20 protein-coding genes are annotated in these 19,424 nt (G+C 73.9%); 9 read left to right on the plus strand and 11 right to left on the minus strand.

Annotation, left to right across the window (positions count from 1 at the left end; all coding sequences use genetic code 11):
• Positions 1 to 331: 331 nt before the first annotated feature.
• From ACZ7LE_RS01560 to ACZ7LE_RS01580, 5 genes are all read left to right on the plus strand, one after another.
• Complete coding sequence (locus ACZ7LE_RS01560; protein WP_470401643.1) at positions 332 to 841, plus strand: hypothetical protein; 510 nt, start codon at positions 332 to 334, stop codon at positions 839 to 841.
• A 96-nt stretch (positions 842 to 937) separates the two neighbouring features.
• Complete coding sequence (locus ACZ7LE_RS01565) at positions 938 to 1,660, plus strand: hypothetical protein (protein ID WP_470401644.1); 723 nt, start codon at positions 938 to 940, stop codon at positions 1,658 to 1,660.
• Entirely contained in the window at positions 1,653 to 1,952 is a 300-nt protein-coding gene (locus ACZ7LE_RS01570; RefSeq protein ID WP_470403264.1) for a transcriptional regulator, read from the plus strand. The genes ACZ7LE_RS01565 and ACZ7LE_RS01570 overlap by 8 nt, the downstream gene beginning before the upstream one ends.
• Positions 1,952 to 2,815: an ABC transporter ATP-binding protein gene (locus ACZ7LE_RS01575; RefSeq protein WP_470401645.1), complete on the plus strand. Its 864-nt coding sequence runs from the start codon at positions 1,952 to 1,954 to the stop codon at positions 2,813 to 2,815. Before ACZ7LE_RS01570 ends, ACZ7LE_RS01575 begins: the two co-directional genes overlap by 1 nt.
• Positions 2,812 to 3,630, plus strand: coding sequence for an ABC transporter permease (locus ACZ7LE_RS01580; protein ID WP_470401646.1), 819 nt, complete (start codon positions 2,812 to 2,814; stop codon positions 3,628 to 3,630). The genes ACZ7LE_RS01575 and ACZ7LE_RS01580 overlap by 4 nt, the downstream gene beginning before the upstream one ends.
• Positions 3,631 to 3,634: 4 nt before the next feature.
• On the opposite strand, the gene ACZ7LE_RS01585 is transcribed toward ACZ7LE_RS01580, so the two are convergent.
• The 3 genes from ACZ7LE_RS01585 to ACZ7LE_RS01595 all read right to left on the minus strand — a co-directional run bounded on the left by ACZ7LE_RS01585 (position 3,635) and on the right by ACZ7LE_RS01595 (position 6,893).
• Complete coding sequence (locus ACZ7LE_RS01585) at positions 3,635 to 6,112, minus strand: heavy metal translocating P-type ATPase (RefSeq protein ID WP_470401647.1); 2,478 nt, start codon at positions 6,110 to 6,112, stop codon at positions 3,635 to 3,637.
• Positions 6,113 to 6,142: 30 nt separating this feature from the next.
• Complete coding sequence (locus tag ACZ7LE_RS01590; protein WP_470401648.1) at positions 6,143 to 6,451, minus strand: heavy-metal-associated domain-containing protein; 309 nt, start codon at positions 6,449 to 6,451, stop codon at positions 6,143 to 6,145.
• Positions 6,452 to 6,518: 67 nt separating this feature from the next.
• Positions 6,519 to 6,893: a metal-sensitive transcriptional regulator gene (locus ACZ7LE_RS01595; RefSeq protein ID WP_470401649.1), complete on the minus strand. Its 375-nt coding sequence runs from the start codon at positions 6,891 to 6,893 to the stop codon at positions 6,519 to 6,521.
• Between the two features lie 84 nt (positions 6,894 to 6,977).
• Here ACZ7LE_RS01595 and ACZ7LE_RS01600 point away from each other — a divergent pair, with 84 nt between their 5' ends.
• Positions 6,978 to 7,721 carry a response regulator transcription factor gene (locus tag ACZ7LE_RS01600; RefSeq protein WP_470401650.1) on the plus strand — a complete coding sequence of 248 codons (744 nt, stop codon included), beginning with the start codon at positions 6,978 to 6,980 and terminating at the stop codon, positions 7,719 to 7,721.
• Here ACZ7LE_RS01600 and ACZ7LE_RS01605 read toward each other — a convergent pair.
• Positions 7,675 to 8,157, minus strand: a complete 483-nt coding sequence (locus ACZ7LE_RS01605) for a hypothetical protein (RefSeq protein WP_470401651.1) — start codon at positions 8,155 to 8,157, stop codon at positions 7,675 to 7,677. The genes ACZ7LE_RS01600 and ACZ7LE_RS01605 overlap by 47 nt on opposite strands.
• 212 nt (positions 8,158 to 8,369) lie before the next feature.
• On the opposite strand from ACZ7LE_RS01605, the gene ACZ7LE_RS01610 reads away from it, so the two are divergent.
• Positions 8,370 to 9,218 carry a rhamnogalacturonan acetylesterase gene (locus ACZ7LE_RS01610; protein WP_470401652.1) on the plus strand — a complete coding sequence of 283 codons (849 nt, stop codon included), beginning with the start codon at positions 8,370 to 8,372 and terminating at the stop codon, positions 9,216 to 9,218.
• Between the two features lie 4 nt (positions 9,219 to 9,222).
• On the opposite strand, the gene ACZ7LE_RS01615 is transcribed toward ACZ7LE_RS01610, so the two are convergent.
• Positions 9,223 to 9,531, minus strand: a complete 309-nt coding sequence (locus tag ACZ7LE_RS01615; protein ID WP_470401653.1) for a hypothetical protein — start codon at positions 9,529 to 9,531, stop codon at positions 9,223 to 9,225.
• A 222-nt stretch (positions 9,532 to 9,753) separates the two neighbouring features.
• Here ACZ7LE_RS01615 and fdhA point away from each other — a divergent pair, with 222 nt between their 5' ends.
• Positions 9,754 to 10,974, plus strand: coding sequence for a formaldehyde dehydrogenase, glutathione-independent (gene fdhA / locus ACZ7LE_RS01620; protein ID WP_470401654.1), 1,221 nt, complete (start codon positions 9,754 to 9,756; stop codon positions 10,972 to 10,974).
• 111 nt (positions 10,975 to 11,085) lie between these two features.
• Here the strand turns inward: fdhA and hemL are convergent, their stop codons facing one another.
• The 4 genes from hemL to hemC form a co-directional block, all read right to left on the minus strand.
• The gene (gene hemL, locus ACZ7LE_RS01625) at positions 11,086 to 12,471 is read right to left on the minus strand and encodes a glutamate-1-semialdehyde 2,1-aminomutase (protein ID WP_470401655.1); all 1,386 of its coding nucleotides are present in this window, start codon (positions 12,469 to 12,471) and stop codon (positions 11,086 to 11,088) included.
• Positions 12,468 to 13,430, minus strand: a complete 963-nt coding sequence (gene hemB / locus ACZ7LE_RS01630) for a porphobilinogen synthase (RefSeq protein WP_470403265.1) — start codon at positions 13,428 to 13,430, stop codon at positions 12,468 to 12,470. Before hemB ends, hemL begins: the two co-directional genes overlap by 4 nt.
• 125 nt (positions 13,431 to 13,555) lie before the next feature.
• Positions 13,556 to 14,455: a uroporphyrinogen-III synthase gene (locus ACZ7LE_RS01635; protein ID WP_470401656.1), complete on the minus strand. Its 900-nt coding sequence runs from the start codon at positions 14,453 to 14,455 to the stop codon at positions 13,556 to 13,558.
• The gene (hemC, locus tag ACZ7LE_RS01640; protein ID WP_470401657.1) at positions 14,452 to 15,501 is read right to left on the minus strand and encodes a hydroxymethylbilane synthase; all 1,050 of its coding nucleotides are present in this window, start codon (positions 15,499 to 15,501) and stop codon (positions 14,452 to 14,454) included. Before hemC ends, ACZ7LE_RS01635 begins: the two co-directional genes overlap by 4 nt.
• A gap of 174 nt (positions 15,502 to 15,675) precedes the next feature.
• On the opposite strand from hemC, the gene ACZ7LE_RS01645 reads away from it, so the two are divergent.
• Positions 15,676 to 16,899, plus strand: a complete 1,224-nt coding sequence (locus tag ACZ7LE_RS01645) for a Fic family protein (RefSeq protein WP_470401658.1) — start codon at positions 15,676 to 15,678, stop codon at positions 16,897 to 16,899.
• 15 nt (positions 16,900 to 16,914) lie between these two features.
• On the opposite strand, the gene ACZ7LE_RS01650 is transcribed toward ACZ7LE_RS01645, so the two are convergent.
• On the minus strand, positions 16,915 to 18,312 hold the full coding sequence (locus ACZ7LE_RS01650) for a protoporphyrinogen/coproporphyrinogen oxidase (RefSeq protein ID WP_470401659.1): 1,398 nt from the start codon (positions 18,310 to 18,312) through the stop codon (positions 16,915 to 16,917).
• Positions 18,312 to 19,397 carry a uroporphyrinogen decarboxylase gene (gene hemE, locus ACZ7LE_RS01655; protein WP_470401660.1) on the minus strand — a complete coding sequence of 362 codons (1,086 nt, stop codon included), beginning with the start codon at positions 19,395 to 19,397 and terminating at the stop codon, positions 18,312 to 18,314. Before hemE ends, ACZ7LE_RS01650 begins: the two co-directional genes overlap by 1 nt.
• Positions 19,398 to 19,424 lie beyond the last annotated feature (27 nt).

The following is a 19,424-nucleotide window of genomic DNA, read 5'->3' on the forward strand; positions in this document are numbered from 1 at the left end:
TCTGCAAACCGGGCAGCATGCGGTGAGTCGTGCGTCGCCGCTGAGGGCCCTCGGGCTTCGGCGTGTTGGCGAAATCCAACACAAGAGATAGGCTGTGACTGCACGGTCAGCACCGGGCGTCACCCGAGGAACGCGATCAACGCGGTGATCTGCGATCTGCCGCAGGGAATCGTCGTGGTGCCGATCCACAACGGGCATCGCTGGGGATTGCTGAGGTGCGGGGGATGTGACGCCACGGAGGCGATCTGGTCCACGCCGCGGGACGCCGACAACCACGCACGCCGGCTGCTCAGGTTCGTGACGCGGCACGTGCACGACGAGGAGGGCTGAGATGCCGGTCTACGAGTTCACGATGTTCCTCGACCGAGATCTGCTGGACGCCGACTACGACCGGCTCTTCGAGGCGGGCCTCGACGACAGCTCCCCGGGTTCCGAGGGCGGTCGTGGGTATGTCGCCGTGACGCGGGAGGCGCCGCGTCTCCTGGACGCGATCGTGTCCGCCGTGCGTGACACCGTCCAGGCCGGCCTGCGCCCCGTGGCGATCGGGGACGAGGACCTGGTCACGCTCGGCCAGATCGCCGAGCGCTGCGGGCGGACTCACGAGTCCGTCCGGCTCCTCGCCGCCGGCCGCCGTGGGCCGGGAGGCTTCCCTGCCGCCGTCGGCTCGGGCAAGACGTCTCTGTACTCGTGGGTCGAGGTGTCGGACTGGTTCGCCGAGAGGCTCGGCGTCGTGGTGCAGCCGCACGATGCGGACGCCCGCCTGCTGGCCGCCGCGTCGCACATCCTGCGCGCACGGGCGCTTGCGCCGACCGAGGCGGTCGCACTGCTCGCTTCCGCCTGATCACCCGACTTCGTCCGAAAACTCCTTGCATCTCTGCCCGGCGATCCGGCAAACTGGTTTGCAGTACAAACCAGTTTGGAAGACGAGGAGCTCATCGTGGCGAACGATCCGACGCGCCGTCCTGAGCCTGCCGAAGGGTCGGGCAGGCCCGCGGAACCCGGCGACGGCACAGGCCTCGACCCCGCCGAGACGCTGCGCCTGATCCGGGAGCAGCAGGAGGCAGCGCGCGACGCCACCGAGCCCGACGGCCGTCTGCTGTTCGGCGCGTGGGGTCTGGCCTGGGTGATCGGGTACCTGGCCATGTGGACGACGGCGCGCGAGACGGGCTCTCCGGAGCCGTGGACCGGCTGGGTGTTCGCCGGCTGCATCGTCGGCGCCACGACCTTCACGATCGTGCACAGCGTGACCCGGACCGCCGGCATGCGCGGCGACAGCGCCCGGATCGGCGCGCTGTACGGCTGGACCTGGTTCCTCGCCTTCACGGCCTTCGGCGTGCTGCTCGGCGCGATGGGCGCCGCGGGAGCGTCGCCGCAGGTCATGGCCATCGCCGCGAACGGTTTCGCATGCGTGGTCGTCGGCCTCATGTACATCGCGGGCGGGCTGCTCTTCGAGGAGGTCCGCATGGCCGCCGTCGGCGGCTGGATGCTGGTCGCCGCGGTACTCGCGGCCTTCGCCGGGATGCCGAACACCTACCTGGTGATGGCCGTGGCGGGTGGAGGCGGTTTCCTGGTCATGGCCGTGCTGGAGCAGGTGTTCCGGACCCGCCGCCGATCGCCCTGGTCGCCCGGCAGGACGGAGGGCGGTGGCCAGCGTGCCTGAGGACCTCGACCCGGTCATCCACGCCCCCGCCCGCCTGCGGGTCGTCGCCTCGCTCGCGGCCCTGGGCCGCGGCGACGAGGTCGCCTTCCCCAAGCTGCGCAAGCTGCTGGACATGACCGCCGGCAACCTGTCGACCCACCTGCGCAAGCTGGAGGACGCCGGGTACGTGCGGGTCACCAAGACCCACGAGGGCCGCACGCCCGCGACGTACCTCGCCCTCACCGACACCGGCCGCACCGCGTTCGCGGACTACCAGGCGGCACTGATGGATCTTCTGAAGGGAGCACGGTGATGAGTGCGGTAGAGGTCAGCGGGGTGACCCGGCGCTTCGGCACGGTCGTCGCCCTCGACGACGTGTCGCTGGAGGTGGGGCACGGCGAGCTGGTCGGCCTGCTCGGCCCCAACGGCGCCGGGAAGTCCACGCTGCTGTCGCTGGTCAGCGGCCAGCGCCGGCCCGACGCCGGGGTGGTGCGCCTGAACGGCCACGACCCGCGGGATGCCCGGTCGCGGACCGTCCTGGGCCTGACCCCGCAGGAGACCGGCCTGCCCGCCACGCTGCGGGTGCGCGAGGTGGTCGACTTCGTGGGCGGTCACTACCCCGACCCGGTACCCACGGGCGAGCTGCTGGAGCAGTTCGGTCTGGCGGAGCTGGGTAAGCGGCAGACCGGGTCCCTGTCGGGCGGGCAGAAGCGGCGGCTGGCCGTCGCGCTGTCGCTGGTCGGCAGGCCGCGCGTCGTGCTGCTCGACGAGCCCACGACCGGGCTCGACGTGTCCGGCCGCGGCGCGCTCTGGGACGCGATCCGGGAGTACCACGCGGGCGGCGGCACGGTGCTGCTCACCTCGCACTACCTGGAGGAGGTGCAGGCGCTCGCCGAGCGGGTGGTCGTCATCGACCGCGGGATCGTGCTCGCCGACGACTCCCTCGACGCGATCCTCGGCCGGGTGGGCGCGCGCCGCGTGCAGTTCACGGACGCCGAGGGCACACGCCAGGAGCACCTCGTGGCGGACTCCGACGCGTTCGTGCGCGACCTGGTCCGCACGGGCACGGAGTTCCGCGACCTGGAGATCCGGGGTGCCTCCCTGGAGGAGGCGTTCGGCCAGCTCGTCGACGCCACGAACGATGCCGACGCCACGAACGAAGGAGCGGTGCGATGAGCGCCACCACGAGCACGACCGGGGTTGGGGCACCGGGCCTTGACGCCCCCGCCGGGCAGACCCAGTCGATCTGGGTGCTGTCCTGGCTGCACCTCAAGTACCAGTTCCTGGAGACCGTCCGGATCCCCATCGCGGTGCTCGGGAACGTGCTGTTCCCGTCGCTGTCGATGTTCTTCTTCGTGGTGCCGCAGGAGTCGGTGGCGGGCAACCCCCTCTACGCCACGATCGCGGTCGCCGGCCTCGGCCTGTTCGCCGTCTGCTCCGCCAGCCTCTTCACCTACGGCCTGGGCGTGGCCGAGGACCGGCAGCTGCCCTTCTACCCGTTCCTGCGGACGCTGCCCGCCGGACCCGGGCCGCAGATGGTGGCGCGCGTGCTGAACGGCGGCATCTTCTCGCTGTTCGGCCTGCTGCCGCTGATCCTCATCGGCTGGCTGTTCACCGCGGCGACCCTGACCGCAGGCCAGCTCCTCGCGGGTGTCGGCACCATCCTCGCGGTCTCCGTGCCGTTCGTGCTGCTCGGCATGGCCATCGGCTACAAGCTGTCGGCCAAGGCCGCGCTGCCGGTCGTGCAGGTCATCCTGTTCCCGCTCGCCTTCGCGGGCGGCCTGTTCCTGCCGCCCCAGATGTTCCCCGCCTGGCTGGACGCCATCTCGAAGGCCACGCCCACCCGCGCCGGCCGCGACCTGCTGGTCCAGGCCACCACCGGCATGGACGCCTACGCGCTGGCGCTCCCGGTCCTGGCCGGGTGGACCCTCCTGTTCGCGGTGCTGGCGATCCTGGCCTACCGGAGCGACGAGGGCCGCCGCTTCCGCTGACGGCTCACGACGCGCGGCGCAGGCGGAGGGAGTTCGCGACCACCAGCACCGAGCTCGCCGCCATCGCCGCGCCTGCGACCATCGGGCTCAGCAGCCCGGCCGCCGCCAGCGGGAGCGCCGCGACGTTGTACGCGAACGCCCAGAACAGGTTCTGCCGGATGACCCGCAGGGTCTTCCGGGACAGGCGGACGGCGCTCGCGGCGGCCCGCAGGTCGCCGCGGACCAGCGTGATGTCGCCGGCCTCGATCGCCACGTCGGTGCCGGTGCCCATCGCGAGGCCCAGGTCGGCCGTGGCCAGGGCGGCGGCGTCGTTCACGCCGTCGCCCACCATCGCCACGGTGCGCCCCTCGGCCTGCAGCCGGGCCACCGCCGCGGCCTTCTCGGCGGGCAGCACGCGCGAGACCACGTCCGCGTCGGGGATGCCCACGGCGCGCGCGGCCACGAGCGCCGCGCCCGCCGAGTCGCCGGTCAGGAGGTAGGGCCGCAGGCCCAGCTCCCGCAGCTCCGCGACCGCCCGCGCCGACGTCGGCCGGGCCGGGTCGCGCAGGGCGATCACGCCGCCTGCGGCGCCGTTCCACGCCACCACCACGGCGGTCGCCCCGGCCTCCTCCTGCTGGCCGACGGCGGCACGCACCTCCGCGGAGACGGTCACCCCCTGCTCGGCGAGCCAGTCGGGGCGGCCCACCAGGACGCGCCGGGTGTTCAGCGCACCGTCCGGGGCGAGCCCCGCGTGCGCGCGCCGGACCAGGCCCTCGACGCCGCCGCCCGGGTGCGCGACGAAGCCCGTGACCTCCAGCGGGGTCTCGGGGTCCGGCTCCGCCGCGGCCCGGCCCGCCGCTGCGACGGCCCGCGCGATCGGGTGCTCGCTCAGCGCCTCGACGGCGGCGGCGTACCGCAGTGCCTCCGGGGCGTTGGTCAGGTGGTTCGCGTCGTCGGCGGCCTCGGCGTCGTCGGGCCGTGCGGGCTCCTCGACGTGGCGCGGGGCCGCGCGGCGGGCGCCGGCCATGGCCGGGCTCCGGTCGGGGCTCCACACGTCGACCACGCGCATGCGGCCCTCGGTGACCGTGCCCGTCTTGTCGAGCACCACGGTGTCCACGCGCCGGGTGCTCTCCAGGATCTCCGGGCCGCGGATCAGCACGCCGAGCTGCGCGCCGCGACCCGTGCCGACCAGGATCGCCGTGGGCGTGGCCAGCCCCAGGGCACAGGGGCACGCGATGATCAGCACCGCGACGGCGGCGGTGAAGGCAGCCTCGACGTCACCGGTCAGGACGAGCCAGGCCGCCAGGGTGAGCACGGCCAGCGCCAGCACGACCGGGACGAACACCGCGGAGATGCGGTCGGCGAGCCGGGCCACGGGGGCCTTGCCCGTCTGGGCCCGGGCCACGAGCCGCCCGATGCGGGCGAGCATCGTGTCCTCGCCCACGCGGGTCGCGCGCACCAGCAGGTGCCCCGACGTGCTCACCGTGCCGCCCACGACGTCGTCGCCCGGGGTCACGTCCACCGGCACCGGTTCCCCGGTGACCAGGGACGTGTCGAGCGCTGAGGCGCCCTCCACCACCGTGCCGTCCGTGGCGACGGTACCGCCGGGGCGCACCGCGAAAATGTCCCCGACCTGGAGCGCGGCGACGGGGACCGCGGTGGTGCGCCAGCCGCCGTCCGGCAGGCGGAGCGGGGTGCCGTCCGGGCCCAGCGCGATGCGCTCCGCGTCCTTGGCGCCCAGGTCGAGCAGGGCCCGCAGGGCGTCGCCCGCGCGCCGCCGCGACCGGTGCTCGGCGTACCGCCCGGCCAGCAGGAACGTCGTGACCACAGCGCCGACCTCGAAGTACAGCGCCGGACCCATGCCGTGCCCCGCGGGCCGGACGGTGTCGGCGACCAGCACCCAGACCGACCACAGGGTCGCCGCGACCACGCCGATCGACACCAGCGTGTCCATCGTGGAGCTCGCGTGCCGGGCCGCGCGCGCGGCGGCGGCGTGGAACGGCCAGGCGCCCCACCCGACGACGGGCAGCGCCAGGGCGGCGACCACCCACCCGGCGCCCGGGAAGGACAGCGCGGGGACCATCGACAGCAGGAGCACCGGGACGGTGAGCACGGCCGAGACGCGGAGCCGGCGCAGCAGGTCCTCGCCGCGGTACTCGGCACCGGGTGCGGGGGTCGCGCCGTCGGCGCCGGCTGCGTCGTCCGGGCCGGAGCCCGGCACGCGGTCCGCGGCGTCATCCGGGCCGACGGCGCCGTTCGCGCCCCGGCGCCGCGTGACGCGCGCCTCGTACCCGGCGGACTCCACGGCGTCGACCAGGTCCTGGTCGGTCACCTCGGACGACAGCACGACGTGCGCCGACTCCAGCGGCAGGTTCACGGTCGCGGCGACGCCGTCGAGCCGGTTGAGCTTGCGCTCGACCCGGGCGACGCACGAGGCGCAGGTCATCCCGGACACCGCGAGCTCGACCTCGCCGAGGGGGTGCAGGGCCTCAGCGGCAGGCACGGTTCTCCTTGAAGGGGCGGGGCGTCCGGGTCAGGACGGGACGATCGGCAGCATGCGGGTCGCCTGGCGGCCCGGGGCCTGCGCGGCGGACTCGGCGGCGACGGCGTTCTCGAGCACCTCGACGTCGGCCACGTCGTAGCCGGCCTCGTCCACGGCGTCGCGCAGCGCGGCCTCGGCGAGCGGCAGCTTGGAGATCACGTGCACCTGCGAGGTCTCACCGGCGTGCAGCTCGACGCTCACGTCCTGGACGTCCGGCACGTCGCGCAGCTCGTTGGTCACGGCGGACACGCAGTGCCCACAGGTCATGCCGGTCACGGCGAGCTTGGTCACGGTGGTCATGTCTCTCCTCGGTTCGTGGGCTGCTGGACGTGCGGGTGCTGCGGGCCGTGCAGGGGCTGCCCGGCGTTCACATACGGACGAGGCGGGCGATCGCCTCCGAGGCCTCCCGGACCTTGGCGGCGCCCTCGGCGTCGGACGCCTTGGCCGCGTCCACCACACAATGTCCCAGGTGGTCCTCGACGAGCGCCAGGCTCACCGCCTGCAGAGCCTTGGTCACGGCGCTGACCTGGGTGAGCACGTCGATGCAGTACTCGTCCTCGTCGATCATCCGTGCAATGCCGCGAACCTGCCCCTCGATGCGGCGCATCCGCTTGAGGTAGCCGGTCTTGTCGGATGCGTAACCGTGCGGCCCGTCGTGCGCGCCGGACCCGTCGTGGTGCAGGGTGTCGTCGTGCCGGGTGGCGGCCTCGGTCGCCTCAGTGGTCTCCGTCGCCTCGGTCATGTGTCCATGAGATACCCCATGGGGGTAGTGAGTCAAGTGTGCTGACCACGGGCGCGGTGGCGAGTACGTTGCTACGTTCGACCGATGGACCAGTCTGGGGGGCGGGGCGTGGCGGTCGTGGTCGAGGACGACGACCTCATCCGTGAGGTCGTCGAGGTCACGTTGCAGCAAGCCGGTTTCACCGTGCACCCTGCTGCCACCGGCGCGCAGGGCGTCGCACTGGTGAAGGCCCACCAGCCTGTCGTGACCACCGTGGACGTCTCCCTGCCGGACATCGACGGGTTCGAGGTGGTGCGCCGGCTGCGGACCTTCTCCGAGACGGTGGTCGTCATGCTCACGGCCCGGGTCGACGAGGTCGACACGCTGATGGGCCTCGAGTCCGGTGCCGACGAGTACGTCACCAAGCCGTTCCGGCCACGGGAGCTCCGCGCGCGCATCGACGCGCTCCTGCGCCGTTCCGGGCATCTCGTCCCGGCGACGCCGTCGGCGGAGGATCCCGCCCCCGGCCCGGACGGCGACGACGGGCTCGAGGTCGACACCGCGCGCCGCACGGTCCGCCTGGGGGGCGAGCCCGTCCACCTCACCCGCACCGAGTTCGTCCTCCTCGCGGCGCTCCACGCCGCGCGCGGCCGACCGGTACCGAAGGGCGACCTGGCCCGCCTGCTCTGGCCCGACGAGCACGGCTACGGCGGCGACGTCACCGAGGCGGACCGCCGCACGGTCGAGGTGCACGTGGCCAACGTGCGGCGCAAGCTCGGCGACAGCCCCACGAGCCCGCGCTTCATCCATACGGTCCGCGGGCTGGGGTACCGCTTCGAGAATGTCTGACCAGGGCCACCTCGGTGTCGTGCGCCAGGCGCATGAGCCGCTCCAGCGACTCGACCCGCGGGGCGGTGCGGGTCCGCGCCACGTCCTGCGCCGCGGTCCAGGCCGCCCGGGCCAGCGCGACGGCCCCCACCATGGCGCCCGAGACGGCCAGCTCGGCCGCTGTGTCGTAGACGGCGTACGCGCTGCGGTCGAGGGCGGCGACGGTGAGGAGCTCGAGGCGCCGCTTGAGACCGGCGGCGTACTGCTCGGCGAGCCGCCGGGCGGTCGGCTCGCCGAGGTCCTGGCCGAGATCGTGGAGCACCCCCTCGTCGAGGATGTCCGTCGCGAGGACGCGCGGCGTCCGGGCGAGCATGGGCCCGGTCTCGTCGCGGACCGAGCCGCCGGTCTCGGCCGCCAGCTCGTCCCCGCCGGTCCAGAAGTTGTATACCTCAGCCATGGCCGCGCCTCCCCGTGAGTGCCTGACTGGCTGCTCCCAGCGTGCGTCCCGGAACTCAACGCCCGGCCGAAGAACCTCAAGGGCTGCTCAGGATCGCCCTTGAGGTTCTTGAGGTTCTTGAGGTCGGCCGTCCTCAGGGGCCGGATCCGATACCTTTCGTCCTGAATACCCCAGATTCCCCGAGAGGTCCTCCCGTCGGCATGCCCGCTTCGATGTCTCGCCGCCTCCTGCTCGCCGCGCTCGCCGCGGCCGGACCGCTCGCCCTCACGGCGAGCGCGGCACCCACGAACACCCCCGTGCCGCCGCCCGCGGTGGTCCCCGCCGCGACGCGGAAGGCTCAGGCGCAGCGGGCGCCCCGGATCTACCTCGCCGGCGACTCCACCGCCTCGCAGAAGTACGCCGGGGTCTTTCCCGAGACCGGCTGGGGCATGGGCCTGCCCTGGTACGTCGCGCCGCGGATCGAGGTGCTCAACCACGCGATGAACGGGCGCAGCTCCAAGAGCTTCATCGCCGAGGGACGCCTCGACGCGATCCTGGACGCCGTCCGCCCCGACGACGTGCTGCTCGTGCAGTTCGGGCACAACGACCAGAAGGCCGACCCGGCGGTCGGTACGGACCCGTGGACCACCTACCCGGCCCACCTGCGCCGCTACGTCGACGGCGCCCGCGAGCGGGGCGCGCGCCCGGTGCTGCTGACCCCGGCGGAGCGCCGCCGCTTCGACGCCGCCGGGAACGCCGTCGCGACCCACGGGTTCTACCCGGACGCGATGCGGGCGCTGGCCGCCGCCGAGGGCGTGCCGCTGATCGACGTCACCGCGCAGACCCTGGCGCTGTGGCAGGAGCTCGGCCCGGCCGGCACCCAGGTGTACTTCCTGAACACCTACGAGGGGCGGCAGGACAACACGCACTTCAACACGCCCGGCGCCCGGCTGATCGCGCGGATGGTGGCGCGCGGCCTGCTCGCCGCGGGCGTCCTCGCCGAGAACCAGGTGCGTCGCCTCGACGAGAGCATCCCGGTCGAGTGGTTCACGTGGCCGGAGGAGCTGCCCGCGGCGACCTGAGCCGTCAGCCCATGGCGGCGTCGATGTTGGCGGCGACGATGGCGACGACCGCCACGGCGGCCCACAGGAGCAGGCCGAACCGCCACCAGAGGTTGAGGTTCAGCCGCTTCGGCGCGTCCAGCGCCATGGCCTCGGCGTCCGACAGCGGGCGCGTCGCCCACCCGGCCTCGGTGGCGGTCGCCAGACTGTACTGCAGGCCCCACGAGAACCGCAGCAGCCAGAACAGGTGGACGTACGAGTAGCGCAGCACCAGGGCTCGCCCCGCGTCGAGCGGCGCCGTCTTGCTCTTGCTGCCCCAGCCGAAGAAGACCATGTTCTTCTTTCCTTCGTCTCGAACCGCGCGCACCGTGCGCGCGGCGAGCGAAGCGTGGCAGAGCGTGTGCCGGCCGTCTGTGGGGAGAACTCCCCACCTCGCGCCGCAGCGGATGCCGCAGTGGATGAGGTTCGCGGCCGCGGATGAGAGTCGCCGGGGCCCGGCGTAGCGTGAAAAGGGACCGAAGCCAGTTCAAGGATGACCTGGAAGGGGTAACCCAACATGCCTGGAAACAAGGCGGTCGCGTACCGCGAACCCGGCGTGGTTGAGGTGGTCGACATCGACTACCCGACGTTCGAGCTCCGGGACGGACCCGGGGTCAACCCGGCCAACGTGGGCCGCAAGGTGCCGCACGGAGTGATCCTCCGGACCGTGGCCACCAACATCTGCGGCTCCGACCAGCACATGGTCCGCGGCCGCACCACCGCGCCCCCGGGACTGATCCTGGGGCACGAGATCACCGGCGAGATCGTCGAGAAGGGCCCGGACGTCGAGTTCCTCGACGTGGGTGACATCGTCTCCGTGCCGTTCAACATCGCGTGCGGGCGCTGTCGCAACTGCAAGGAGCGCAAGACCGGCATCTGTCTCAACGTGAACCCGGACCGGCCGGGATCGGCGTACGGGTACGTCGACATGGGTGGCTGGGTCGGCGGCCAGGCGGAGTACGTGCTGGTGCCGTACGCGGACTTCAACGCCCTCAAGTTCCCGGACAAGGACCAGGCCCTCGAGAAGATCATGGACCTGACGATGCTCAGCGACATCTTCCCGACGGGTTTCCACGGGTGCGTGAGCGCCGGGGTGGGCGTGGGGTCCACGGTGTACGTCGCCGGTGCCGGGCCCGTCGGTCTGGCCGCCGCGGCGTCCGCGCACCTGCTCGGTGCCGGCGTGGTGATCGTGGGCGACCTCAACAAGGAGCGGCTGGAGCAGGCGCGGTCGTTCGGCTGCGAGGCGATCGACGTGGCCGCCGGGCCGATCGGCGACCAGATCGCGGAGATCCTCGGCGAGCCCGAGGTGGACTGCGGCGTCGACGCCGTCGGCTTCGAGGCCCGCGGGCACGGTGCCGACTCGTCGAACGAGCAGCCGGCCGCTGTGCTCAACGCCCTCATGGAGGTCACGCGGGCGGGCGGCTCGCTCGGCATCCCCGGCCTGTACGTCACGGGCGACCCGGGTGCGGCGACCGAGGCGGCGAAGGTCGGCTCGCTGTCCCTGCGGCTGGGGCTCGGCTGGGCCAAGTCCCACGCGTTCACGACCGGCCAGTGCCCGGTGATGAAGTACCACCGCGGCCTGATGCAGGCGATCCTGCACGACAAGGTGCAGATCGCCAAGGCCGTCAACGCCCAGGCGATCCCGCTGCCGGAGGCGCCGACGGGCTACCACGCGTTCGACGAGGGTGCGGCGAAGAAGTTCGTGCTCAACCCGAACGACTACATCAAGGCCGCCTGACGGCGGTCCTCGCTGGTCGAGCCGACCCTGCGCTGGTCGAGCCGACCCACCGCTGGTCGAGCTTGTCGAGACCCGGGTCTCGACAAGCTCGACCAGCGGTGAGGGCTCGGGCTACCGCGGGGCTGCAGCGGCCGCGGCCTCGGCGGCGCCCGGGAGCGCGTCGAGGATCCGCTGCACGGCGGCGTCGTCGTGCGCCGCGGAGACGAACCAGGCCTCGAAGACCGACGGCGGCAGGTTGACCCCGGCCGCCAGCATCGCGTGGAACAGGGCCGTGTACCGGAAAGTCTCCTGCGCCTGGGCCTGCGCGTAGTCGCGCACGCCGGACGCCGCGGCCAGCGGCCCGAAGAACACCGAGAACAGCGAGCCCGCGCGCTGCACACGGTGCTCGACGCCGGCGGCGGTGAGCGCCTCGCCCACCGCGGCCGACAGCACGCGCGAGACCTCGTCGACCCGGGCGTACACGGCGTCGTCGGCCAGCCGCAGAGTGGTCAGACCCGAGGCGACCGCCACGGGGTTACCCGACAGCGTGCCCGCCTGGTACACGGGCCCCAGCGGGGCCAGGTGTTCCATGACCGACGCCGGTCCGCCCAGGGCCGCCACCGGCATGCCGCCGCCGACGACCTTGCCGAACGTGAACAGGTCGGGCGTGTAGCCCTCGCCCCCGGCGGCGCGGATCGTGTCGTTCTCGACGCCCCACCAGCCGGCCGGGCCCACGCGGAACCCGGTGAGCACCTCGTCCATGATGAACAGGGCCCCGTGCGCCGACGTGATGCGGCGCAGGCCCTCGTTGAAGCCCTCCGCGGGCGGCACCACGCCCATGTTCGCGGGCGACGCCTCGGTGATGACCGCCGCGATCTCGGAGCCGCGCTGCGCGAACGCCGCCTCGACGGCGGCCAGGTCGTTGTAGGGGAGCACCAGGGTCTCGGCGGCGGTCGCCTCGGTCACGCCCGCCGAGCCGGGGAGCGCGAGCGTCGCGACACCGGAGCCGGCCTCGGCCAGCAGCGCGTCCATGTGCCCGTGGTAGCAGCCGGCGAACTTGATGACGAGCGGCCGGCCCGTGACACCGCGCGCCAGGCGGATCGCCGTCATCGTCGCCTCGGTACCCGTGGAGACCAGGCGCACGCGCTCGGCCGCCGGGACCCGGCGCCGGACCTCCTCCGCGAGCTCGACCTCGGCCACGGTCGGGGCGCCGAACGACAGGCCGCGCGCGGCGGCGTCCTGCACGGCGGCGACGACGTCGGGGTGCGCGTGCCCGAGCAGCGCCGGACCCCACGAGCACACCAGGTCCACGTACTCGCGCCCCGCGACGTCGGTGACGTACGGGCCGCGGGCCGAGGCGAGGAAGCGCGGGTCCCCGCCCACGCTGCCGTAGGCGCGCACGGGCGAGTTCACGCCGCCCGGGATCGCGCCCTGCGCACGCAGGAACGCCGCGTGGTTGGCCTCGGGCGCCCGGCGCAGCGCCTGGGCCTCGACGGTGTCTCGGTTCTGCTCGGTCACTTGATCCACCCACTCTTGATCCACTCGGCGAGCTCGAGCGCCCAGTAGGTGAGGATGACGTCGGCGCCGGCCCGCTTGATGCTCGTCACCGACTCCAGGACGGCGCGGTCCCGGTCGATCCAGCCGTTCGCGCCGGCCGCCTCGATCATTGCGTACTCGCCCGAGACCTGGTACGCGGCCACGGGCACGTCGCTCCGGTCCGCGACGGCGCGCAGCACGTCCAGGTACGACCCGGCCGGCTTCACCATGACGAGGTCGGCGCCCTCGGCGAGGTCCAGGTCCGCCTCGCGCAGGCCCTCGCGGCCGTTCGCGGAGTCCATCTGGTAGGTCTTGCGGTCGCCCTTCAGCTCCGAGTCCACGGCCTCGCGGAACGGGCCGTAGTACGCGCTCGCGTACTTGGCGCTGTAGGCCAGGATGCTCGTGTCGGCGAAGCCGGCGTCGTCCAGCGCGTCCCGGATCATCGCGACCTGGCCGTCCATCATGCCGGACGGCGAGATCACGTCCGCCCCGGCCTTGGCCTGCGCCACCGCCATGGAGGCGTAGCGGATCAGGGTCGCGTCGTTGTCCACAGCCCCTGTGGACGTGAGCACGCCGCAGTGCCCGTGGTCCGTGAACTCGTCGAGGCAGGTGTCGGCCATGAGCACCGGGGTGGGCGCGCCGGGGGCGAGGCCCTCGTCCAGTGCCGCGCGCGAGGCCCGCAGGGCCCGCTGCAGGATCCCGTCCGGGGCGTCCGCCTGCGAGCCGTTCGCGTCCTTCACGGTGGGGATGCCGAACAGCATGACGCCGCCCAGGCCCGCGTCCCGCGCGGCGCGCACGGCCTCGACCAGGGACTCCTCGGTGTGCTGCACCTGCCCGGGCATGCTCGCCAGCGGCGCCGGCTCGGTCAGGCCCTCCTTGACGAAGAGCGGCAGCACCAGGTCTGCGGGGTGCAAGCGGGTCTCTGCGACCAGTCGGCGCATGCCCGGCGTGGCGCGCAGACGGCGCGGCCGGTACACGATCCCGGAGGAGCTCACGATGTCCTTCTCTCTCGTGGTGGTGTCGGACGCACAGGTCACCAGGGTGACCTGTGCGTCCGACAGGTGCATCAGGTTCTGACGAGGGCTTCGGTCACGGCGTCGGCCAGGGCCGCGTCCGTGGGTGTGACGGCCACGGCGAGCACCGTGTGCCCGACGGCTCGTGCCGTGCCGGCCGACGGCTCCCCGATCGCGACGACCCGCTGCGGGCCCAGCTGGGCCGCGACCTGGCGGGCCGCCGAGCCCGAGGTGACCACGACGACGTCGTACGGGCCGCGCAGCTGCGCGGGCAGCTCGCGCGCGACCGTGCGGTAGGCGGTCACCACGTCGGCGGCCCAGCCCTTGGCGACGAGGCCCGCGCGGAGGGTGTCGGACGCGAGGTCGCCGAGCGGCAGCAGGACGCGGCGTGCGGAATTCTGGGGCGCCTGGGGGAACGCGTCGGCGAGCCCGGCCCCGGTCGCGGTCCGCGGCACCAGGTCGACGGCGAGGCCGTGCGCGGCCAGCGCCCGCTCGGTCGCCGGTCCGACGGCGGCCCACCGCAGCGGCCGGGCGGGAAGCGTGTCGGGCGTGTCGCCCGGGGGAGAAGCCGGTACCGCGGGGTGTGTTGCACTGAGTAGACGTTGTCCACTCTCGGCAACCGACCCCGCGGACGTGGTGTCTTCCCCCGGCCAGGCGGCATCGTCAGCGTTCGCGCCGCGCACCGCCGGTCCGAGCAGGGCGTCCACGGCGTTCACGCTGGTGATCGCGACCCAGTCGTACGCGCCGTCGGCCAGGCGCCCGCGGGCTGCGTCGAGCTCCGCCGGGTCCTCGACGGGCGCCCGCTCGATGACGGGGGCCGCGACGGGGTCGAGCCCCTGCTCGCGGAGCAGAGCGAGGAGCCCGGCGGCGCGCTCCGGGGCGCGGGCGACCAGCACGGCGGGCTGCCCGGCCGGTCCCGAGGGAGCGACCGCAGGCGGGACCGGCTCGGTCACGCCTTCTCCGGGACGGTCGCGCTCAGCGGCGCGAGCCGCTCGGCGCCGTCGGCCAGCAGGTGCTCGGCGACGGCGATGCCCAGCGTGCGGGCGGCGGCGTCGAGCGCCTCGGGCGCGACGTCCTGGGACAGCGGCGCCTCGCCGCCGCGCGACATCTGCTCCGAGCCGTCGACGGCGGCCACCACGGACCGCAGGCGCAGCACCGAGCCGGTCACCGTCGCGTGCGCACCGACCGGCGCCGCGCAGCCGGCCTCCAGCCGGGCCAGCACGGAGCGCTCGGCGAGCACCGCGAGCCGGGTCGGCCGGTCGTCGAGCAGGTGGATCGCCTCGGCGAGATCGGGCGCGGGGGCCCGGCCCGTGCCGGGGTCGGACACGATGTCGGCGGTGCGCACCTCCACGGCGAGCGCGCCCTGTCCGGGGGCGGGGGCCACGATGTCGACGTCGAGCACCTCGCTGATCACGTCGGTGCGTCCCAGGCGGGACAGCCCGGCGTAGGCGAGCACGACGGCGTCGAGGTCGGCGTCGGGCCCGAGCGCGCGGTTGAGCCGCGTGCCCACGTTGCCGCGGATGTCGACGACGTCCAGGTCGGGCCGGGCCGCGCGGATCTGGGCCGCCCGCCGCGGCGAGCCGGTGCCGACGCGCCCCCCGTGCGGGAGCGTCGTGAGGGTGAGGCCGTCCCGCGCGCACAGGGCGTCGCGCGGGTCCTCGCGCTCGGGCGTCACGAAGGTGAGGCCGGGTGCGGGGGTGGTCGGCAGGTCCTTGAGGGAGTGGACGGCGACGTCGCAGCGGCCGTCCAGCAGCGCCTCGCGCAACGCGGTCACGAAGACGCCGGTGCCGCCGAGGCTCGCGAGGCTCCCCGTCCGCACGTCGCCCTCGGTCTTGATGTGCACCAGCTCGACAGGCCTGCCGGTCAGCTCCTCCAGGCGCCTGGCCACCAGACCGCTCTGGGTCGTGGCGAGGGCGCTCGCCCGGGTGCCGAGGCGGATCGGCGCGGCGTCGTCCGGGGTGCTTCCAGGGGTGCTGACGGACAGGGGGGTCGGGGTCACCAACCCAGTCTCCACCCGAACCCCCGCCGGGAGGAAACCAGAAGGTGCTCGATGGGCGGATTTCACAGGGTTGGTGGCGTGCTGTCAGAACGGACTCGGCGAACCCAGGGGAAGTGTGAGTAGCGGATCCTCCGCACCAACACTTGTCAAGAAACTGTTAGTAAGATGGGTGACGTGGTCACACTTTCCGAGCCCCTCGCCATCGCCCCGGTCGGCCGGGACGAGCACTACTGGGTCGCGGAGGACAACGGCCTGGTCAGCCGCGGCCAGCTCGCCGCAGCCTCCGGGGCGTACGAGTCGACGATCCCGACACGGATTGCGGAGTACGCGCCACACCTGCCGGCAGATCTCGGGGCGGACATCGAGGAGGCCGCGGCCGCACTCGCCGGGTTCGATGCCTACGCGCGAGGGCGTCTCGGGGCCGACAACCCGACGCTGGGCCCGATGAGCTCCATCCTGCTGCGGACCGAGTCGACGTCGTCGTCGCAGATCGAGAACCTCACGGTCGGTGCGCGACAGCTGGCCCTCGCCGAGCTCGACCAGTCGAGCAGCGACAACGCCAGGGTGGTGGTGGCCAACGTCCGGGCGATGGAGGCAGCGCTCGCCCTCGCGGACCGGCTCGACGAGGACGCGATGCTCGCGATGCACGCAGAGCTGCTGTCCCGGCAGCGTGGCTGGGAGGACCACGCAGGCAGATACCGTTCGGGGCTGGTCTGGGTGGGTTCGACGAGCGTCTCCCCGCGTGGTGCTCAGCACGTCGGACCGCAGGCAGAGCTCATCGCCGGCTCGATGGCGGACCTGGTCCGCTTCATGCACCGGGATGATCTCCCGGTGCTGGTCCAGGCGGCTGTCGCGCACGCTCAGTTCGAGACCATTCACCCGTTCAGCGATGGGAACGGTCGCACCGGCCGTGCCGTCGTGCACGCGATCCTGAAGGCGAAGGGGCTGGTCACACACACGACCGCGCCGGTATCGGCCGGCCTGCTCATCCAGACCGAGGAGTACTTCGACGCCCTGGGCGCGTTCCGGGAAGGAGACGCGCGACCGATCGTGGAGAGATTCGCCGCGGCGTGCCGGTTCGCGGCGGCGTCGGGCTCGGAGCTCGTCGACGAGCTCGCGAACCAGGTGGATGTGTCCCGCCGTGAGTTGACCGGTCTCCGGCGGCAGGCGTCCGCGTGGAAGGTGCTCCCCTGCCTGGTGGCGCAGCCCGTCGTCAACGCCCGTTTTCTCGTCGACCGGCTCGACATGAACGACACGACGGCCCAGCGCGCGCTGAGCCAGCTCACCGAGGCGGGGGTGCTGGAAGAACGTACTGGCTTGCGACGTAACCGGGTCTGGCAGCACGCGGGGATCCTGCGGGTGCTGGACGCCTACGCTCAGCGGCTCTCGCGGGGCTGAGCCCTCCGGAACCTCTCAGGCACCCTCGCCCAGGCGTTCGGCCGTTCGTCCGGCGTGCGCGACGATCGCCGCCAGGCCGGTCCCGGCGATCCAGCCGCCCGTGACGTCGAGGCCTGGCTCGGCCAGCACCGCTGCCTCGTACTCCCGGACGGCGGCTCGGTAGGCGGGGGTGGGCGGGGGCAGCGCGCCGTCCCAGCGCTGGTGCAGCACCTCGCGCACCCGGTCGGTCAGGTTCACGCCCAGCAGTGCCGACGCATCGCGGGCGGCCTCCTCGGCGGTGGGCTGCGGCGTCGGCTCGCCCATGCGGCCGTAGCTGAGGCGCACCACGTGCACGCCCGGCCCGGCGGCGGCGCGCACGCGGCGCGCGAGCCACGGCCACTTGGCCGTCGCGTGGGTCAGCGCCTTGGCCCGGACACCGCCCGCGGCCGTGTCGGGGGCCACGAGCATCCCCGAGCCACGCGGAGCCGTGTCCAGCTCGGGCGCGTCCACGAGCAGCGCCACCAGCCGGATGTCGGCCCCTCGCTCGGGCGCCAGAGGCGGCTCAAGCACCTCCCCCTGCCGACCGAGCTCGGCGGCGGTGGGCGTCGCCAGCACCACGCGGGGCGTGCGCAGCACCCGGCCGTCGGCCGTGCGCACCAGCCAGGCGGCGGGGTCGGCCGTCCGCTCCAGGCCCGTCACCCGCGTGCCGAACCGGACGTCCAGGCGGTCCACCAGCGCGTTCACCAGGGCGTGCACGCCGCCGTCGATCCCGCGCACCGCGGACCCGGGGGGCGCCGCGGCCCGGAGCGACGCCACGGCCCGCGACAGGGACCCGGTCCGCGCGTACGCGTCCAGCAGCCCGGGCGCGACGGCGGCGACGTCGAGCCGGTCGAGCGGCGCCGAGTGCACGCCGGCGGCGACCGGGGTGACGAGCCGGTCCGCCACCCGGGAGCCGAGCCGCGACCGGGCGAGGGTGCCGAGGTCGGTCGGGTCGACGAGCCGCGCGGGCAGCACCCGGTCCAGCGAGCCACGCAGCACGCCGGGCCAGCCGATCGCGCGCCGCACGTCGGCGGCCCACGGCCGCGAGGGGATGCCCAGCACACCCGCCGCCGGCAGCGGGAACGCCCTCCCGGCGGCATAACCCCAGGCGGAGAGCCCGGCGGGCACCTCGACGGTCAGCCCGAGCTCGGCCATGAGGCGTTCGACGGCCCCGCCCCGCACCGCGAACGACTCCGCCCCGAGGTCCAGCGGCACGTCCGGCAGCGACGCGAACGCCCCGCCGCGGATCGGCCCGCCGGCTCGCTCGCCGGCCTCCAGCACGACGACGCGCAGCCCCCGGGCCGCGAGCGTGTGCGCGGCGACGAGCCCGCCGATCCCGGCGCCGACGACGACGGCGTCGGCGCCCGCCGCACCGGACCGACCGGCCGAGGGCATCACGACGAGTGGACCAGCTCGACCACGCGGGTGAGCACCGTCGGGTCCGTCTCCGGGGGGACGCCGTGGCCCAGGTTGACCACGTGGCCGGGCGCCTTGAGGCCGCGGGAGACGACGTCACGCACGTGCGCCTCCAGCACCGGCCACGGCGCGGCCAGCAGCGCGGGGTCGATGTTCCCCTGCAGGGGCACGCCGGGCAGCAGCGCGGCGGCCTCGTCGAGCGGCGTCCGGTAGTCGACGCCGACGGCGTGGTCCGCCAGTCCGGCGTCGACCAGGACCGTGCGCAGGGCGGGCAGCAGGTGCCCGGTGCCGGTACCGAAGTGGATGGCCGGCACGCCGGCGTCCGCCACGTAGGAGAGCGCGCGGGTCGACGACGCGGCGACGTGGGCCGTGTAGTCCGCGAGCGAGAGCGACCCGGCCCAGGAGTCGAAGAGCTGGACGGCGCTGGCACCCGCCTCGACCTGGGCCCGCAGGAACGTCCCGGTGAGGTCGGCGGTCCACTGCACGAGCGCGTCCCACGTGGCGGGGTCGGCGTGCATCAGGGTGCGCGCGGCGAGGTGGTCGCGCGACGGCCGGCCCTCGACCAGGTAGGCCGCGAGCGTGAACGGCGCGCCGCCGAAGCCCAGGAGCGGCGTCGACCCGAGCTCGGCGACGGTCAGCGCGATGGCCTCCCGGATCGGCTCGAGGGCCGCGTCGTCGAGGCTGCGCGAGGTGAGCCGGGCGACGTCGTCGGACGTGCGGTACGGCTGGTCCATGACCGGCCCGACCCCGGCCTGGATGTCCACGCCGACGCCGGCCAGCTTGAGCGGCACCACGATGTCGGAGAAGAAGACGGCCGCGTCCACACCGTGCCGGCGCACCGGCTGGAGTGTGATCTCGGCCGCGAGGTCGGGTCGCAGGCAGGCCTCCAGCATGCCGGTGCCCTGGCGCACCTCGCGGTACTCGGGCAGGGAGCGGCCCGCCTGCCGCATGAACCAGACGGGCGTGCGACCAGGACGTTCACCCCGGAGCGCCCGGACAAGGGGAGCGGCGGTGGTCCGCCCGTCGGCGAGCGGGTGAGCAGGGCTGATCGTGGTGGACTTCACGCTTCACGATTCTGCCCTGCCCGGCCA

Source organism: Promicromonospora sp. NPDC110617 (assembly GCF_055598465.1).

Coding starts and splice junctions, on each gene's coding strand:
- ACZ7LE_RS01650 (WP_470401659.1), bottom strand. CDS start 18,312: ATGCCCTCGGCCGGTCGGTCCGGTGCGGCGGGCGCCGACGCCGTCGTC.
- fdhA (WP_470401654.1), top strand. CDS start 9,754: ATGCCTGGAAACAAGGCGGTCGCGTACCGCGAACCCGGCGTGGTTGAG.
- ACZ7LE_RS01590 (WP_470401648.1), bottom strand. CDS start 6,451: ATGACCACCGTGACCAAGCTCGCCGTGACCGGCATGACCTGTGGGCAC.
- ACZ7LE_RS01560 (WP_470401643.1), top strand. CDS start 332: ATGCCGGTCTACGAGTTCACGATGTTCCTCGACCGAGATCTGCTGGAC.
- ACZ7LE_RS01605 (WP_470401651.1), bottom strand. CDS start 8,157: ATGGCTGAGGTATACAACTTCTGGACCGGCGGGGACGAGCTGGCGGCC.
- ACZ7LE_RS01600 (WP_470401650.1), top strand. CDS start 6,978: ATGGACCAGTCTGGGGGGCGGGGCGTGGCGGTCGTGGTCGAGGACGAC.
- ACZ7LE_RS01615 (WP_470401653.1), bottom strand. CDS start 9,531: ATGGTCTTCTTCGGCTGGGGCAGCAAGAGCAAGACGGCGCCGCTCGAC.
- ACZ7LE_RS01610 (WP_470401652.1), top strand. CDS start 8,370: ATGTCTCGCCGCCTCCTGCTCGCCGCGCTCGCCGCGGCCGGACCGCTC.
- ACZ7LE_RS01580 (WP_470401646.1), top strand. CDS start 2,812: ATGAGCGCCACCACGAGCACGACCGGGGTTGGGGCACCGGGCCTTGAC.
- ACZ7LE_RS01575 (WP_470401645.1), top strand. CDS start 1,952: ATGAGTGCGGTAGAGGTCAGCGGGGTGACCCGGCGCTTCGGCACGGTC.
- hemB (WP_470403265.1), bottom strand. CDS start 13,430: ATGCGCCGACTGGTCGCAGAGACCCGCTTGCACCCCGCAGACCTGGTG.
- ACZ7LE_RS01595 (WP_470401649.1), bottom strand. CDS start 6,893: ATGACCGAGGCGACGGAGACCACTGAGGCGACCGAGGCCGCCACCCGG.